Raw genomic sequence first — 16,679 nt, 5'->3', positions numbered from 1 at the left:
TTACTCCGCCACGGCGGCCTAAAATTGGTCCGCCCTTTACACCTCGATCAGGTCGCTGGTGTCCTCGTCGTCCTCGTCGACCACGAGGGTGTCATCCTCGACCGTGTCGCCGTCGTCCTCGATATCGAGCGTGTCATCGCTCTCGGTATCGGTGTCCTTGTCGGCTTCCTCGGCCTCGGCCTCATCCAGTGAGACGAGTTCCGGCCCGTCCGTCTCCTCCTCATCGTCGACCGGCGTCTCCTTGCGCGCCACCACGGGTGCGGCCGCTCGGGCGGAGGACGGCGACACGGAGGTGGGGACGACCTCGCCCGAGTAGGGCGAGATCACGGGGGTCTTGTTGAGGTCGTAGAACTTCTTGCCCGTCACCGGGCAAATGCGCTTCGTACCAAGGTCCGGACGTGCCACTGCGACTCTCCAAAAGGACGTTCCACGCTGGACGGGCAGCGCACTCTCCGGCTCGTCTATCATAGATGGCGGCGGATCACCCTGCCCAACGCGAGTCTGAATCGGATCCGGGCAGCGGCTTGCCCGCCCGCAGACGTCCCGCTGCCGGTGACGGCCTGGCTGACCCCGCGAGGGGGCAGACACGCGCCCGCCCGACCGACCGCTTGAACGTCGGCTCTCGGACGCCGCCATTCCCAGGCCGCCCGGCAACGTCGCCCCGGGGTAGTCAGCGGCCCCTGGCCCTTCGCCAGACTGCACAGGGACCGTCTTCGGGCCGCCCCAGTCGGCCGCCTCGCGCCCGTCCCCTGAGAGCGATTCCGAGGCTCAATCGGCCGGATGCCGGATGGCACGCGGCTGACCTCTCAGAGCCGCAGGAAGGCTGATGAAGCCTTGCTTCTCCTGCGGCGGTGTCAGGCCCCGCACTCGGTCGCAACCGCGTCTGCTCCTGACGTCCCGGCCTCGTCGGCCGCAAGATCGAGCAGTCGTTGCGCGAGTAGCACCGCCGTCGCCGCGTCCACCGCGGATGCGTCCGCTCCGACCCGTTGGACGAGGTCCGGCTGCTGCAGAAACATCGGTCCTCCGACCATCACGCAGATGGCTCGGTTGCACGACGCATCGCGCACGGAGCGGATCGCCGTGGCGAGCTGGTCGACGCGCGTCTCGCTGCTGAGCGTCAGACCGACGACGCCGAACCATTCGGACGCCACCAGAGCGGCGATCTCCTCTGGACTGGAGGAGAGGCCGATCGACACGGCCCAGCCTGCCCGACGCAGGAATTGCTCGACGATCCGCACGCCGAACGTGTGCTGTTCACCTGGAGCGCCCATCAGGAGCAGACGACGCCGATCATCGCGCGAGGCGGCCCCCGGCGCGGCTCGGAAACGCGCGACGAGCCGTTGGAGCCGGGCCACCCCCGTGGTGACCTCGACGAAGTCGCACAGATCCTCGTCCCACATCCGGCCCAAGAGAGCCGCGGAGGGGGCCAGAAGATCGAGGAACAGGCGATCGACAGGGTGCCCGGCCGCCACCAGGGCCGAGAAAGCCTCGATGACGGCCCCATCGTCCGTCGCGAGCGTGAGATCGGTGAAGGCCGCGATCTGTCCCGCGTCTGGTTTGAAGGCGGGTATGGCTCCCTCGGTCCCCAAACCGCGATGGCGCAGAACCAGTTGCGGGATGATCTCGGTCTGGACGACCTGCCCCAGGGCCAGGCAGCGCTCGCGTGCGGCCTCGGCGGCACGCTTGCGCGCATAGAGCCGACGAGCCTCGGTCGCACGTTCGGTATCGTGCGGGAGACCGTCGCCCCCCAGATGGTCGGACGAACCGAAATTCTGCATCGTCCCCCCCGGCGCCACAGCGTCGGCGGCCTTGCTGGCCTATCGATCGCTGCGCAGCATGAGAACTGTTGTCAGCGCGGATGTAAAGGCTAAGTCAAATTTCCTGGGATAAGACAACGCGGCCCGGCTTGGCCGAAAGACAAAGTTTTGCGCGCGGGCGAGACAACGGTCGGGCTCGGGCTCGGGCTTAGACAGGCGATCGCGCGCCCCCTTGCCCGTGAAGGGTCTTTGCGTGGTCGGACTGGCTCGCGGGCCCAACCGCGCAGCCGCAGGGACTGGAATGGAGGTTCGCCACGGCGACGCGGTCGATCCTGGAGAACGGGATGCTCTGCGACGCTCGGTCGAGGTCGAATGGGGGCCATCGAAGTCCTGGCCCACCACGCCGATCGGGCGCCGGACTGGATGTTACGGGCTGGCCCGATCAGCTTCGTCCCAGCGAATCGAGCGGTCCCGAATCGAGTTGCTTGAGAATCCGCTTGAGGGCCGCGATGTTGCTCTTGTCTTCGGCGCTTTCAAGCGCGTCCGTCAGAACCATGCGGATGTCCTCGGCTTCGACCTTCTCCATCTCCCAGTCCGGATAGAGACGCTCTCGCTCTTCCTCGCTCTGGCTCAGCGAAACGACATCGTAATGGCGCGAATCGCCATGCAGGCGCGCGATCAGCTTGTGTATCTGGGCAGCCGGCCCCTCGATCCACTGGAAGAAGACGCCGCTGCCGAACACCAGGACCCCGGTGATGCCATGCGCGAGATTGTGGAGCTGGGCCGCCTTGACGATGCGGCCGACCTCGGCATCGTCGACGCCGTCGGCGGCACGGCTGCAATAGACGAAATGATACAGCGCGGGCAGCGGGACTTCGTTCAACTCAGCGCCGCGTGGAATGCCGTATTCATCGAACATGAGCGGGCTCTTTCCGTCTATGCCAAGCAGGGCGTTCCCCCCGGCGCGTCAGCGGCAGGATAGCGCAACGAACCGGATTTGGCATTGAGCTTGGTCGCCCCGGCCATCACGCGGACACCGAAGGTGCTGCGGATCGACCGGCCATCAGCGTGCTCACCCGCGATCAGGCCGATGCGGTGACGACGAAGCGGGCCTGTCACGGGCCTGCCATTGGCCTGCCATGGGTCGTGTGCAGGCGCGGAACCGACGTCGGCTTCCCTGCCTGGCGGTCCGAAAGCGGTCGGACCGCTCTCGCCCTGAGCGGCCCTGCAGGTTTCGACCCATCTCGGTCGTCAGGACCGCGTTCGTCTCGTCCTCAAAGGAGACGTTTGCCTGCGGTAAAGCGACTTCGGCTCGGGGTGAGGAGCCGGCCTTCGGCGGGGCGGTCGCAACGGACTGCGTCACCGTCGCAGGCGGACGTTCGCGGATTGGATCTTATGGAGCGCTGCCTCTCGGGCAGGGATCCGGCCGTGCGGCCTAGAGCGTGGCGCTGGAGCTGCGGGTGACCGGCGGCGGCGCCCAGGAGCCGTTCAGGAGGACGTCCTTCGGCCAGTAGGTGCGGAGCATCAGGATGAAAGGCCCGGCCGGGGCAGGTAGCCAGTTCGCCTCCCGCTGCGGGCCAGGGCTCTCATGCTGGATGAGGAGATCAACCGAGCCGTCCGGGTTGGCCTTGAGGCTGTCGCGCGGGCTCAATGAATAGCGGTTGATCGGGTTGTCGACGAAAAAGTAGTCCGCGTCATACATCGTCAGCGACCAGAAGCCGTTGACGGGCGGCAGCTCGCCGGCCGGGAAACGCATCACGTACGTCGAGGCGCCGGTCAGCCGACGGCCCGCGGCATCAACCGTGGCGACCGGGTAGACTGCGTCCTGCGGCAAGTTGCAGCCGAGCCCGACCGCCGTCACCAGAGCGCGTTGCAGGTAATCCTTGCCGTAATCCCCGCCGTTGGTCGTGAAGGTCCAGCCGTTTACGTGCTCTCCCGCCGTCTTCATGTGCCCTATGATGCGAGGAATGGCCTCCTTCGGCGCCTGCGCGATTGCCTCGCGGGTGGCAGGCGGCAGGCGTGCGGGATCGAAGGGCTGGCCCGGCACGATGCCGAGTGAGGCCATCTTGGCGACCGGAACCCCATCGGCGAGCGCCGGCGAGTTGTCCTTCATGAGGGTGGCCAGCATGTTGAAGTAGGTCGTCGCATCCATGCGGTTGACCTGCTCGCGCACCGCCGTCTTCGTGTCGACGCTCGGATCGACGCGCCCCGGAGGCGGTGTGTACGGCTTGCCGGCCGCGCTCGCCGGGATGAGCCGGTACTGGTCCTGCAGCGCGTGCACGGCCCTATAATCCTCGGGAGCCCCCGTGCAGTAGGTCCGGCCAAGGATCCAGATCAGGTTAGTCGGCGCCTGGATCAGCTTGGCGCCGGACGGCACGCTGCCGCTCCAGCCGGGTCCGGCGATGAAGTAGGTTTGTGGCCCGGTTCCCGTCGTGCGCTTGCCCGGCACGGCGAACACGTTCGTCCAGGCGCTCAGCATCGGCATGAGATAGTATCGGCCGTCCTCCTCCGGGATGCTGAGAAGGTGGGGCTCTGTCCCGACATCGATGAAGGCGCTGGAGTACAGAGTATCCGCGTTTGGTGCGGTGACGGCCCGGAACTTCGCGTCTGGATATTCGCGCAGATTGGCGAATTGGCCCATCGGGGCGTTCTTGCCCTCAGGCGCCGCCACATTGGTGAGCACGCGCCGGGTCATCTCCATGGTGACGAGCGGGTAGCCGTAGATATAGGCGTCCGTCGCCAGCTCGATCGGATCGGCCACCGCGTTGTTGCCGATGAGTGGCGCGTCCTGGGCCGTGCTCTGAGCCCGGGCGAGAGGCAGGCCCGAGCCGACGAACGGGATCGTAGCGGCGCCGGCGGCGAAGATCCGTCTGGTGACATCCATGACCGTCTCCTCGGAATTGCCCGCTCAGGCAGGCGGCTTCAGGAAAAATCTCGATCCCCCAGACGCGCCGAATGCAGCGCCCTCTCGCCGGACCGGCTTTGCCGACCGTCAGAACAGAGAAACCTTCGAGAGCCACATCGGATCGCGGCGCGCGGCAGCATACCGAAGCTGAGCACGGCAGCTTGACCGAATGGGACAGCGGCTTGGCTCGACCCGGAAGCGCACTGTGTGTCTGACAGTCCAGTAAGGCTTGTCCTAGCGGAACGCTCCAGTTCGAAGCGGCCACAAACGGCGGTCTGCTGAAGGCGCCCCATAGCGAACCGGCGGAGTTGGTCTTCATCCGCATGCCCAATCTTTACCGGTGGGATCGGCTGCTTGGGATCGTGAGCAGGCGGGAGGGCAAGGCCCGCTCCAACGTCTCTGCGCCCGGGAGCAGCCCGGCAGAAATCCACCCCGCGCGGTCCGTCCGCGGCCGACCCATGTCGGCCCTTCGGCCCGCTGTTGGACGCCCCGAAAGCAGGGGCGTCCACAGACGCCATTCGTCGGCCGTCCGGCAAGTTCGGCTCTGGGCGGAAGGCGGCCGGACCAGGGCGCGCCCTCGGGTGACGCGCTGCCACAACCAAGGTCATCGCGCCCGGCGGACAATTGGCGCATAAGGGGGAATCACTGGCTTCGGACCCGGCCGTCAGTGCCTGAGAGCAGCGAGCGCTCCCGCCCTGATCACGCGGAGCATGTCTGTGTCTGACAGCAGGCCTTTAGCCATCCTCATCGCCGAGGCCGATGAACTTGTCCGTATGGTCACGGCCGACATGCTGGAGGATGTTGGCTTTCAGGCCATAGAGGTCCGCACAGCCGCCGAGGCGCTGGCGGTGCTCGAAGGACCGACCCCGGTGAGCATGCTGGTGACGGGGCGCGGCATCGTGGGTGATGGTGTTGCCCTTGCCCACCTCGTTCATCACCGTTGGCCCGCCGTCGGCATCATTGTCACCTCTGGAGCCGGATCGGATCTTCAGCGGGCGCTGCCGCCGGGCACACGCCTGCTCAGCAAGCCCTACGACTTTGCAGACCTCATCCACGAGGTGGACGCCGGCCTCGCACAGGTGCAGGAGGCGCCCGCAACCGCCCCCGTATTGCCGAGCGGAGTACCGCCTCACAGGGGAGTGAACCTGGGCAACGGCCTGGGAACCGTTGCCGGCCCCTCGACCGAGCCGGACAAGACGTAACCCCTGCTTCCATCACGGCCAGGTCTGAAGCCCGTCAGTTTGGCCGAGGCGATGTTCGGTTTGATGCGTCGTCGCTCGCAGGCAGACGAGCGCAAACCCGCCCGTCTCGCCGATCCGGCGTCCTTCGTTGGCGTCTCCGAAGCGGACAGAGCCCGCTGCCGGTCCGCGACCTTTCGAACGCCTCGATCACCACGGAGCTCCGGAAGCAGGCCGAGCGCGAGGCCACCCGGGCCGACTTGGCGACCCGCGCGCGGAACACGGCTGCGATCGAGAGGGCGCTCGATACCGCCGGCGGGACCGCCGACGACCGGACGCCCGTGCTCGACCGCATGGCCAAGTTCGTCACGATCACCGCGTGCGACGGCGAGCGCGTGCCGAGCGTCGGAGAGGAGGCCGGCGGGATCCGGAGCGGGTCACGATCGCTCCGGCAAGGGTCGACGTCCTGGCGGCCGAGCTTCGCGAGACGGACCCGCGGAACGTCAGCCGGCAGGCGCCGAAGGCCCGCTCGACGCCTGCGCCGAAGTCCGCGGCGGCTCCGCTGACGGGCGATCTCGGGCGGTTCTCCCGACCGGGGCCGGACTACAGCTTGACCATGACCGGCGGCGTCGACCGCGAGGATCGTGCCGCTGACGACCGCTTCGCGGCAGCCCGGGCCTCCTGAGCGCCTCGCAAGCCGTTGGCGACCACGGGACGGCCTGCGCCCAATACGCCGTCGCGGTCTCACGCGACCCACCCTGACCGCAGTGCATCCTGCCGAAACTTTTATTGTGCAGCGCAATCAGCGACTTATCATTTAAGTATCTCCGTTCTGGAAAATCACGGATCATTATTTGGATCAAATCTTCATTTCAGACATTGTTTATATGATCCGGCGCACGATTTAAATGAGGCGCAATAAGAGGGATAAATAACTATCCCCGCATCCCGATTGGCATCTGAATTTCGCAGAGCAGACATCGCCAATCGATTATAGGACAGGAATTTACAATGACATCCAATCAAAACACTGACCAGAACAGGCACAACAGGCAGTTCGACAAGGCCGCCGAGACCCTGAAGGCCAACGCCGACAAGTCCGCCGAGCAGACCACACAATTCGCCGACGCCGCTCGCGACGGTGTGAACAAGTTCGTCGATCTCAACGAGCGCGCCGCGGAGAACACCCAGCACATCGTGCAGAAAGGCGTCGAGACGGCCTCGCACCAAGCGCGCCAAGCCGCGGATCGCTTCAGCCGCACCCTCGGCTACACGGGCGAGGGCAGCGAGCGCTTGGCTCGGCAGTCCAAGCAGAACATGGAAGCAGTCGTTCGCTGCGGGACCGTGATCACCCAGGCCTTCCAGGACACGTCACGGATCTGGCTTTCGCTGAGCCAGAAGCAGTGGCAGCGCAACCTCGACGGCGTGAACAAGCTGGCTCGCGCCAAATCGGTGCAGGAGTACTCCGCGATCCAGAGCGAGCTCGTCCGTGAGGGGCTGCAATCCATGGTTCAGGACGGCAAAGCCCTCTCCGAGACCTCGGCGCGCGCCATCGAGGAGGCCGGCAAGACCTTCTCCGGCATCGCGCAGCAGGGCTGAACGCGCGTGCGCTGAGACGCCGGACCGAAGGTCGAGCGATCCTCCTCGATCCGGCAATCATCCCGAGGGCGGTCGCTTCGGCCGCCCTTTTCGTTTGTCGCAGTCGCGTCGGTTCTCGCGCGGCGTGGCTCGGAGTGCGCGATGTACAACCCCTATGCCGTGACCCTGCTCGCTCTCGAGGCGCAAAGGGTCGTCGAACTTCGGCTTGTGAAACTCGCCTTGGGCGGTGCCGACGGTCAGCTTGAGGCGCACCGAATGGTCAGCGAGAAGATCAGCGCATTCATCGAGGCCTCGGGCACCTTGATGACCGGAGGTTCGGTCGACGTGGTTGTCGCCCGCTACCGTGAGCACGTGGCTGCGAACGAGAAGCGTCTCACGGCGACCTGATCGGGATTGGCCGGCAATCGCCTTCGGGCAATCCGTGAGGCTCACGCAGCGCGCACAGACGTGGGAGCCGGGCGTGTCGCCGCCGCAGCCGCGTCTGCGTCTTCCAAACCCTTGTCCAGAAGCAGGCTGTCGCTAAACCACCCGACTGAGACACTCGGTGACCTGTCGGAGCAGGGCCGGAAACGACTTACCCGAGTCGGCGCGCCTGACCAGGTGAAACGCACACGCAGCCCATGGCCCGACTGAGGCGGGCGAGAGACCGTTACCCTGCAGAGGGCCGCGGCACACAAGGAAGGCGCCGGTGATCGTGATGCGGAAGCGCTCACCGCCGGGGCCTCGACGTGGCGGCGACAGCAGGTCCGGCTCCCTTCAGCCACGGCTCGGATTCAGTCCGGACACCTGTAGATGTCGGCCTCGAAATCCCCGTCCCCCTGGGTCATGTGCCAGACGCCGCCCCGCTGGCGCGTGAAGACGATGTCCGATCCCATCGTGATGCCGCTGCGAAACCGGCACGCGACGCCGAAGATGAGCCTGCTCCCTTCGCCGCGCCTGGTCTTTATCGCGCATGTTCCGCCCGCGTACGTGATCTGCTGCGGTGTGATCGTCACCCTCAGGCTCGGGGGATCGGTCCTGTCGCCACGGCATGGCCGGTTCTGCAGGTATCGCCCCTCGAAAGCGTCTTCTGCGCAAGCGCGGGCGCCGACCAGGACCATCGCTGCCGCCGCCCCGGCGACACACCACGCGCGGCCCATATCGCCCTCCAGATCAAGATCAAAGCGAATGTGAATACAGAGCCATGGCGCCGCAATTGATCCATATCAATCTCATTACTGGCAATTTATGCTGATTTTTACATGACAATGGCACATATCGAGCACGCGAATGCCGCTTGTCATGACGCTGGCGCTCCGGAATCTGCTTCAGGATCGGCTTCGGTTCGTGGCCGCCGTCACCGGGATCGTGCTCTCGGTCGTCCTCATCCTGGTGCAGATGGGCTTGTTCTACGGCTTCGGGCGGATGGTGACGCTGATCGTCGATCACACCGCAGCCGATCTCTGGATCGTCTCGAAAGGAACGCAGTACTTCGAGGACATCTCGATTCTCGACGCGGAGATGCGCCAGGAGCTGAGCGCCGTCGACGGGGTGTCGGAGGCCGTCCCGGTGGTGGCGGGCTTCTCGGCTTGGCTGCCGCCGGACGGCGGATTGATCGGGATCTTCATCATCGCGTCCGACCCGGTCGGTGGCCTGGCGCCGTGGAACATCGTGGAGGGTGGCCTCGACGATCTCGCGACCGCCGGCACCGTGTCGCTCGAACGGTCCTACGCAGACCAGCTGGGCGTGTCTGCGCGCGGCGAGACGGCACAGGTTCGCGGGCACCCGGTGACGGTCGGGGCGGTCACCTCCGGCCTGCGCTCCTTCACGACGCGGCCCTACGTCTTCACCGATTTCCGCAGCGCCCGATCCTATGTCGGATTACCGGCCAATCTGGTCACGTACTTCCTCATCCGGGCGAAGCCGGGGGCCGATATCGCGCGCATCCGGCAGGAGGCGCAGGCGCGTGTCTCCGGCATGGAGGCGCTCACGCCGGAACAGTTTCGCGCGCGGTCCCTGAATTTCTGGCTCTACCGGACGGGGGCCGGCGCGGCTCTCGTCGCGGGCGCCCTGCTCTCCATCATCGTCGGGACCGTCATCATCGCGCAGACGCTCTACTCCAGCACGAAGGAGCACCTCTACGAATTCGCGATGGTCCGGGCGATCGGTGCCTCCAACCGATACATCTACAGGGTCATCGCCTTCCAGGCGCTCGTGAACGCGCTGATCGGTCTCTCGGTGGCGACCGTAATCAGTATCGGGGTCGAGCGTCTGACCGCGACGAGCGTCGCCCCGGTGATTATTACCCCCGCCTTGGTGGCGGTCGCCTTCGCCCTCACGCTCCTCATGTGCGTCGCCTCCGGCATCGCCTCCATCGTCCGGATCATCCGGGTCGATCCCGCGAGCGTGCTCACCCGATGAGTGCCGCGATCGAAGCCGCGCGGGTGTGCAAGACCTACGGGCAGGGGCCGACGCGCGTCGAGGCGGTGCGGGCACTCGACCTTGTCGTCCGCGCCCACGAGTTGACGGTCCTGGTCGGGCCCTCGGGCAGCGGCAAGACGACCCTGCTGTCCATCCTGGGCTGCATGTTGACGCCCACGAGCGGGACCGTGCGGGTCTGCGGCGTCCCGACCGGCGACGCCCGGCCGGAGGCGCTGGCGGCCATCCGGCGGCGGCACATCGGCTTTGTCTTCCAATCCTACCATCTGTTCTCCACGCTCACCGCGGCGGAGAACGTCCAGCTCGCCCTCGATATCCGCAGCGAGCGCGGCCCCGGGGCGACCGCGAAGAGCGCCGCGGTCCTCGCCGATGTCGGCCTCTCCGCCAAGCTGAACGCGTTCCCGCGCGAGCTGAGCGGCGGCGAGCAGCAGCGCGTCGCGATCGCGCGGGCGCTGGTCGCGGATCCGTCCGTCATCCTCGCGGATGAGCCGACGGCCGCTCTCGACTCGGAAAACGGTCGGGCGATCATGGCCATCCTGTCATCGGCGGCGAAGCAGCGCGGGCGGGCCGTCCTCGTCGTGACGCACGACGCGCGTCTCTTCCGCTTCGCCGATCGGATCGTGCACATCGAGGACGGGGCGATCACGCGCGAGGAACGGCCGGACACGGACGACTGCGAGACGCATGCCCGGACCGTGGGTTCGCAGAGGGCCGGCCGCCCATGATCGACAGGCGGCAGAATCATCGCGGCCGGGCGGGTGCGGCGCGCGGCAGGCGGTCTTCTGGACGTCCGCGAGCCCGGGCCGCGGTGGCTTCGCGACCGGCCATGCGTGCCCCCGCCGCGACAGCCGTCTCCGTCTGCTCGTCCCGGCGAGGCGCCCGTGTCCGGACCATAACGGGCCTCCGCCATCGGCGCGTCCTGGCGCGGACGGACGCTCTGCCCTGAAGGCATCGACACGGGCATCGACGGCCTCGGCGCGACGGGCATGCCGCCGAGCATCCTGGAGGCGACGAGCACCGCATGCGCGTTCTCCTGACCGAGGGCAGCAGCACGTCTGCGCGCCAAGCCATCACGGCCCTGGCGCTCGCCGGGCACGAGGTCGCCTACTGCGATCCGGCCCGGATCTGCCTCGGGCGGTTCTCGCGCTTGGTCGTCCGCCGCTATCGCTGCCCGCCCCTCGGCACGGATCCGGAGGGGTTTCGACACTTCCTCCACGAGACGCTCTCGCGGGAGAGATTCGATGTCCTCTTGCCCATCCACGAGCAGGGATACCTCGTCGCCCGCTTGGCCGACGAACTGCGCCCGCGGGTTGCGTTCGCGGTTCCGGCCTTCGAAAGCTACGAGCGCGTCCTGACGAAGCTCGGTTTTCGCGGCCTGCTGACCGAGCTCGGCCTGCAACAGCCCCCAACACATTTGCTCGACGATCCGCGCAGCCTCGCCCAGCACGCGGCCTACCCGTTCGTCGTGAAGGCCGCCCTGGGCACGGCGAGCCGCAGCACCTGGTTGATCCGTTGCGAGGCGGACCGGGACCGTGCCGCGGCCGAACTCGCGCATGTGGCGAGCCCGGGCGAGCCGATCCTCGTGCAGGCATGGGTGTCCGCGCCCCTCGAGCAGGCGCAGGCCGTCTTCCAGGAGGGGCGGCTCGTCGGGTTCCACGCCACGCGCAGGCTCGTCGAGGGAGCAGGCGGCGGCGCGGCGCTCAAAGAAAGCGTTCATCGCCCCAACGTCGCCAGCGATCTTGCAAAGATCGGCTCCCATCTGTCCTGGCACGGCGCATTGTCCGTCGATTACTTCACGGACGACCGCGGCGAGCGCCCGCTCTACATCGACGGCAATCCGCGTCTCGTCGAGCCGATGGCCGCCAGCCTCGCGGACCTCAACCTTGCGGACCTGCTGGTCCGCGTATCTGCCGGTCACAGCATCGCGCACGGCCGCATGGGTCGGCCGGGGGGGCGCACGCGGCTCGCCCTGCAAGTCCTCCTCGGTGCGGCGCTTCGGGGCGCCCGCCGGCGGAACCTCGTCGCGTCGCTCCTGCAGCTTGTCGGCCGCCCAGGACCCTTCGCGCAGGCGCGCGAAGAATTGACGCCGGTGCGTCTCGATCCCTTGAGCGTCCTGCCGGTGGTGGGTGCGGCGCTCATGCTCCTCGCGCGGCCGGCCTGCGCCGGAGCGATGGTGCGGCAGGGATGGGGCGCTCACCTCCTGACACCCGAAGCGATGCGGCACATTCGAGATCTGGCCTAAGCCTCCAGCTCGCCCGACCCGGGCCGCCCAATCGCTGCATTGTATTGGCCGCCAATTCCGCACCGATACACCGGCGGAATTGATCGAGATCAACGCAATAAATGAGCAGAACATCAGCATCGCATCGAATTCCAGAGAAATCCGATGACCGCCGTCGATCTCGTTACGGGTGGATGCGGCTTTATTGGCCGCCATCTCGTCCAGTCGATCATTGCCACAGGGCGCAGCGTGCGCGTGCTTGACTGTGGCGACCCGCGTGGCCTTTCGGCTGACGCCGAGTATCGCCGCGGCTCGATTCTCGATGCCGCCGCCCTGTCGTCCGCGATGGTCGGGATCGCGCGCGTCTATCATCTGGCCGGCGACGCGCACCTGTGGGCCCCCGAGCGGGGTGCCTTGGCCCGCGTGAACGCCGAGGGCACGGAACGCCTGCTGGCCGCAGCGCCGCCTGCCGCACGGGTCGTGCATTGCTCGACCGAGGCGGTGCTGCTCACGGGATTTCGGGATGGTGCGCGGGTGCGCGACGGCGATCTCCCATCCCTGGACCGGATGGCCGGTCCCTATACACGATCGAAATGCCTGGCCGAGCAGGCGGCGTTCGCCGCCGCGCAGGCGGGCCGCGATGTCGTGATCGCGAGCCCCACGGTCCCGATCGGACCGGACGACTGGAACATGACGCCGCCCGCGGCGATGCTCGCCCTCTTCCTGACCGGGCAGACGCCGTTCTTCCTCGATTGCACGCTCAACCTCGTCGATGTCCGGGACGTGGCCGAGGGGCTGCGTCTGGTGGGGGAGAAGGGACAAGCCGGGCAGCGCTACGTGCTGGGCGGCGAGAACGTGCCGCTGCGGCAGCTCCTCTCCAGGCTGGAGCGGATGACGGGCCGACGCATGCCGTCCATGGCGTTGCCGGGCAGCCTCGCGATGGCGGTGGCCATCGTTGCCGAGTGGTTCGCCGATCATATCTCCCACCGAAGTCCGGTGGCCGTGCGCGAGGGCGTGCGCCTTGCGCTGCGTTCCACGGCGTTCGACCACAGCAAGGCGCGCCGGGAACTCGGCTACGAACCCAGACCGATCGACGAAGCCCTGGCGCTGGCGGTCGCATGGCTCACCGAGCGGTCCGTCCCGCGCGCGGATGTGGCCGCACCGGCCCGCAGCACCGGCTTTGCGTCCTGATCGGCCCGATGCCGTCGAGCGGGGTGTCGCCGGCAGGCGGGCTGCCGGACGCGCATCGGTCGCCGGAGAGGCTCGAGGCCGGCCCAGCCCGCAAGTCACTGGCGCTCCTGACAATCGGCGGCCGGATGCTCTCCCGCGCCGACGCCAGGTCGGTTCTGGTCTTCGGCGCGACCGGGAGATGGCTGATCCGCAGGACGCGCCATTCGGCCGGGGGAGCGACGGGATGAGGCCTCCACCGATCACGCGCCGCCCGAGCGCCCCCGCCTTCATCTTCGACGTCGACGGCGTCCTGCTGGCGTCCCCGCATGAACGTGCCTGGCGCGAGGCGCTCGCCGGCGTCGCGGATCCTCGGCCCTTCACCACCGCCCTGTATCAGGCGCAGGTCGCCGGAAAGGCCCGGATCGACGGGGCCCGCGCGGCCCTCGCCGCGCTGGGTCTACCGGATACCGAGCGCCTCGTGTCGGCCTACGCCGATGCGAAACAGCGCTGTCTCGAGCGGATCGTTGCGGCCGAGGGCGTGACGGCCTTTCCGGACGCCCTCCGCTTCGTCCGGGCCCTCGCCGGCCGGGGCTGGCCCCTGGCGGCGGCCTCGTCCTCGAAGAACGCGGAGGCCATGATGCGCGCGGTGCCGCTGAGCGAGGACCGGACGCTGCTCGACGCGTTCGCGGCCCGCATCTGCGGCCGCGCCCTGCGCCACGGCAAGCCGGACCCCGAGATCTTTCTGCTGGCCGCCGCCGAATTGCGGGTCGTCCCGGCCCGCTGTTTCGTGGCCGAGGACGCCCCCGTGGGCATCCGGGCCGCCAAGGCCGGCGGCATGACGGCCATCGGCATCGCCCGCCTCGGCGACGCCGACGGATTGCGGGCAGCGGGGGCCGACCGGGTGGTCACGAGTTTCGACGAGATCTGCATCGAGCATATCGCGCCGCCGTCTTCGGGAGATGCCGCATGAGCGTGGCCGACACCTTGGCCGAAGACATGATCGCTGGAGGCGATCCGTCCTGGCTGCTGCGCGAGACCGGATACGAATTGCTGCGGGAGAGCACCTTCGAAACCCGCTTCGCCCTCAGCAACGGCTTTCTCGGCGTGCGGGGCGGGCTGGCTTCCCATCTCGGCGCCTGCCGGGCTGTTCCGCCGCGGATCTACGTCGCCGGATTGTTCGACACGCCGACGCCCGACAGCGTGGTTCCGGAACTGGTGCCGGCCCCCGACTGGACGCAGGTCCGCATCCTCCTGCCGGACGGCCCGCTCATGCGCTGCCCGGACCGGTCCTCGCGGGCTCTGACCCTGGACATGCGACGGGGGGCCCTGTTCATGGAGGCCCGCCAGACCTGCAACGCCCCGCTCGATGTCTGCCTGCGCTCCCTGCGGCTGGTGTCGCTGCACGCGCGTGCGATCGGCATGCAGGTGATCGAGCTTCGGATCGAGAGCGGGGTCAGCGACCTCACCTTCGAGGCCGCGTTCGGGCCCACGGATTTCGAACTCGCGCCGGAACGGGCGGAACTCGACCTGAAGGCGTGGCGCACCTGGCGATCCGGCCGGAGCCTCGCCATCGCGGCGGCGGCCTCCCTGGAGGTCGACGGGATCGAGCGTCAGCCCGTGATGCGGGGCGACCTGACCTGGAACTGGAGCTGGACCGCCCAGCCGGGCCAGATCGTGACCTTCCGGCGCATCATCGCGGTGACCCGCCACCACGCCACCGACGTCCATGCGGGCGCCCGGGCCCGCAAGGAACTGGCCGCCGCGCGCACGCTCGGCTGGCGCGGCATCCTCGCCCGCCACGAGGCGGCCTGGGCCGAGCGCTGGCGCTGCAGCGACATCCGGGTGACCGGTGACGATGCCGCCCAGGCCGCCCTGCGCTTCGCCATCTACCACCTGAACGGGGCGGCGAATCCGGAGGACCCGCACGTCTCCGTCGCAGCCCGCGCCCTCACGGGGGACGATTACCGCGGCCACGTCTTCTGGGACACCGAGATCTTTCTCGTGCCCTTCTACGCGCTGACCTGGCCGGAGGCCGCGCGCACCCTCCTGATGTACCGCTTCCGCACCCTGGACGCGGCCCGCGCCAAGGCCGCGCAGATGGGTTGTCGGGGCGCCCTCTACGCCTGGGAATCGGCCGATAGCGGGTCGGAGGTCACGCCCGCCCAGACGGTCGGCCCGGACCGCAAGATCCTGGACGTCCTCTGCGGCAGCCAGGAGCAGCATATCAGCGCCGACGTGGCCTATGCGGTGTGGCAATACTGGCAGGCGACCGAGGACGAAGCCTTCCTGCAGGAGGCTGGGGCTGAGATCATCCTGGAGACGGCCCGGTTCTGGACCTGGCGTGCGGCGCTGGAGGCGGACGGCCGGCGTCACATCCGCACGGTCATCGGGCCGGACGAGTATCACGAGGGCGTGGACGACAACGCCTTCACCAATGGGATGGCCCGGTGGACCATCGCGCGCGGCCTCGACGTCGCCGCCCTCGTGCAGGCCCGCTGGCCGGAGACGTGGGCGCGCCTCGCGCGGAGTCTGGACCTCGGCGAGGCGGAACTGGCGCACTGGCGTGAGGCGGCGGAGGCCGTCGCCACCGGCTTCGATCCGGCCACGGGGCTGTTCGAGCAGTTCGCGGGCTTCTCGGCCTTGGAGACGGTCGATTTGAACGCCTATGCCGGGCGCTCGGTGCCGATGGATGTCGTGCTGGGGCGCGAGCGGACGCAGCGGGCGCAGGTCATCAAGCAGGCCGACGTCGTCGCGCTCCTGGCCCTCCTGCCCGAGGCCTTTCCGGGCGCGAGCGGCGGGACCAACTTCGACCATTACGAGCCCCGATGCGGGCACGGGAGCTCCCTGAGCCGGGCCATGCACGGCCTCGCGGCCGCGCGGCTGGGGCGTGCCGAGGCAGCGCTGAGCTACTTCCGCCGAAGCGCGGCAATCGATCTCGCCGACACCCATGTGGCGATCGGCGGCGGCATCCACGTCGCGGCCCTCGGCGGGGTTTGGATGATAGCGATCCTCGGCTTCGCCGGGTTGTCGCTGCGGGCTGACGGGCTCGCTTTCGATCCGTGCCTGCCGGCCGACTGGCAGAGCCTCGACTTCAGGGTCCGGTGGCGCGGGCGGGACCTGGCCGTGGCCATAGACGGGACGACCCGTGTGCTGCGTGTCGCCCTCGACCGCGGGGCTCCCATGACGGTCTTCGCCGGAGGCGCCGCCTTCGTCATCGCGATGGACCGGCCCCTGACGGTCAAGGGCGTCGGCGGATGAGACCGTCGTCCTGGAGCGGGCGGCGGATCTCGGTTGCGGGACCGGGACCGCCCGCCCTCTCCCCTCCGTAAGCGATCCCCGCCGCGACGCACGCCGAGGGGCCATCCCCGGGATGTTGATCGGCGATGGGTTCGGCGCCGATCCGGCCAGCAAAGCACGGTCGCCCGTCACGG

The 16,679-nt window shown here is 68.2% G+C and carries 15 protein-coding genes; 10 read left to right on the top strand and 5 right to left on the bottom strand.

Annotation, left to right across the window (positions count from 1 at the left end; all coding sequences use genetic code 11):
• Positions 1-36: 36 nt before the first annotated feature.
• The 4 genes from A3862_RS11140 to A3862_RS11125 form a co-directional block, all read right to left on the bottom strand.
• A complete protein-coding gene (locus tag A3862_RS11140; protein WP_111473592.1) occupies positions 37-405 on the bottom strand; it encodes a TIGR02300 family protein in 369 nt (122 codons plus the stop codon).
• A 449-nt stretch (positions 406-854) separates the two neighbouring features.
• Entirely contained in the window at positions 855-1,796 is a 942-nt protein-coding gene (locus A3862_RS11135; RefSeq protein WP_236961950.1) for a cobalamin B12-binding domain-containing protein, read from the bottom strand.
• Positions 1,797-2,199: 403 nt separating this feature from the next.
• A complete protein-coding gene (locus A3862_RS11130; RefSeq protein WP_051045092.1) occupies positions 2,200-2,676 on the bottom strand; it encodes a BLUF domain-containing protein in 477 nt (158 codons plus the stop codon).
• Positions 2,677-3,192: 516 nt separating this feature from the next.
• Positions 3,193-4,641 (bottom strand): DUF1254 domain-containing protein, encoded by a 1,449-nt coding sequence (locus tag A3862_RS11125; RefSeq protein ID WP_043759420.1) that lies wholly within the window; start codon positions 4,639-4,641, stop codon positions 3,193-3,195.
• A gap of 737 nt (positions 4,642-5,378) precedes the next feature.
• Here A3862_RS11125 and A3862_RS11120 point away from each other — a divergent pair.
• The 4 genes from A3862_RS11120 to A3862_RS11105 all read left to right on the top strand — a co-directional run bounded on the left by A3862_RS11120 (position 5,379) and on the right by A3862_RS11105 (position 7,826).
• The gene (locus tag A3862_RS11120) at positions 5,379-5,864 is read left to right on the top strand and encodes a response regulator (RefSeq protein WP_078947140.1); all 486 of its coding nucleotides are present in this window, start codon (positions 5,379-5,381) and stop codon (positions 5,862-5,864) included.
• Positions 5,865-6,219: 355 nt separating this feature from the next.
• Complete coding sequence (locus A3862_RS11115; RefSeq protein WP_111473591.1) at positions 6,220-6,525, top strand: hypothetical protein; 306 nt, start codon at positions 6,220-6,222, stop codon at positions 6,523-6,525.
• Between the two features lie 326 nt (positions 6,526-6,851).
• Positions 6,852-7,439 (top strand): phasin family protein, encoded by a 588-nt coding sequence (locus A3862_RS11110; protein ID WP_111473590.1) that lies wholly within the window; start codon positions 6,852-6,854, stop codon positions 7,437-7,439.
• A 141-nt stretch (positions 7,440-7,580) separates the two neighbouring features.
• The gene (locus tag A3862_RS11105; protein WP_043356801.1) at positions 7,581-7,826 is read left to right on the top strand and encodes a hypothetical protein; all 246 of its coding nucleotides are present in this window, start codon (positions 7,581-7,583) and stop codon (positions 7,824-7,826) included.
• 386 nt (positions 7,827-8,212) lie between these two features.
• On the opposite strand, the gene A3862_RS11100 is transcribed toward A3862_RS11105, so the two are convergent.
• Complete coding sequence (locus A3862_RS11100) at positions 8,213-8,578, bottom strand: hypothetical protein (protein ID WP_236961948.1); 366 nt, start codon at positions 8,576-8,578, stop codon at positions 8,213-8,215.
• Between the two features lie 130 nt (positions 8,579-8,708).
• Here A3862_RS11100 and A3862_RS11095 point away from each other — a divergent pair, with 130 nt between their 5' ends.
• The 6 genes from A3862_RS11095 to A3862_RS11065 all read left to right on the top strand — a co-directional run bounded on the left by A3862_RS11095 (position 8,709) and on the right by A3862_RS11065 (position 16,506).
• A complete protein-coding gene (locus tag A3862_RS11095; RefSeq protein ID WP_043356800.1) occupies positions 8,709-9,839 on the top strand; it encodes an ABC transporter permease in 1,131 nt (376 codons plus the stop codon).
• Entirely contained in the window at positions 9,836-10,582 is a 747-nt protein-coding gene (locus A3862_RS11090; RefSeq protein WP_053609592.1) for an ABC transporter ATP-binding protein, read from the top strand. The genes A3862_RS11095 and A3862_RS11090 overlap by 4 nt, the downstream gene beginning before the upstream one ends.
• A gap of 296 nt (positions 10,583-10,878) precedes the next feature.
• Positions 10,879-12,099, top strand: a complete 1,221-nt coding sequence (locus A3862_RS11085) for an ATP-grasp domain-containing protein (RefSeq protein WP_111473589.1) — start codon at positions 10,879-10,881, stop codon at positions 12,097-12,099.
• A gap of 144 nt (positions 12,100-12,243) precedes the next feature.
• Positions 12,244-13,269, top strand: a complete 1,026-nt coding sequence (locus tag A3862_RS11080; protein WP_043759427.1) for an NAD-dependent epimerase/dehydratase family protein — start codon at positions 12,244-12,246, stop codon at positions 13,267-13,269.
• A gap of 223 nt (positions 13,270-13,492) precedes the next feature.
• Positions 13,493-14,218, top strand: coding sequence for an HAD family hydrolase (locus tag A3862_RS11070; RefSeq protein ID WP_053609596.1), 726 nt, complete (start codon positions 13,493-13,495; stop codon positions 14,216-14,218).
• Positions 14,215-16,506 (top strand): glycoside hydrolase family 65 protein, encoded by a 2,292-nt coding sequence (locus A3862_RS11065; protein WP_111473588.1) that lies wholly within the window; start codon positions 14,215-14,217, stop codon positions 16,504-16,506. The genes A3862_RS11070 and A3862_RS11065 overlap by 4 nt, the downstream gene beginning before the upstream one ends.
• The last annotated feature ends 173 nt before the right edge of the window (positions 16,507-16,679 follow it).

Source organism: Methylobacterium sp. XJLW (assembly GCF_003254375.1).
In the GTDB taxonomy this organism is placed as follows: Bacteria; Pseudomonadota; Alphaproteobacteria; order Rhizobiales; family Beijerinckiaceae; genus Methylobacterium; species Methylobacterium fujisawaense.
This window is presented reverse-complemented; position numbering and strand designations above follow the sequence as displayed.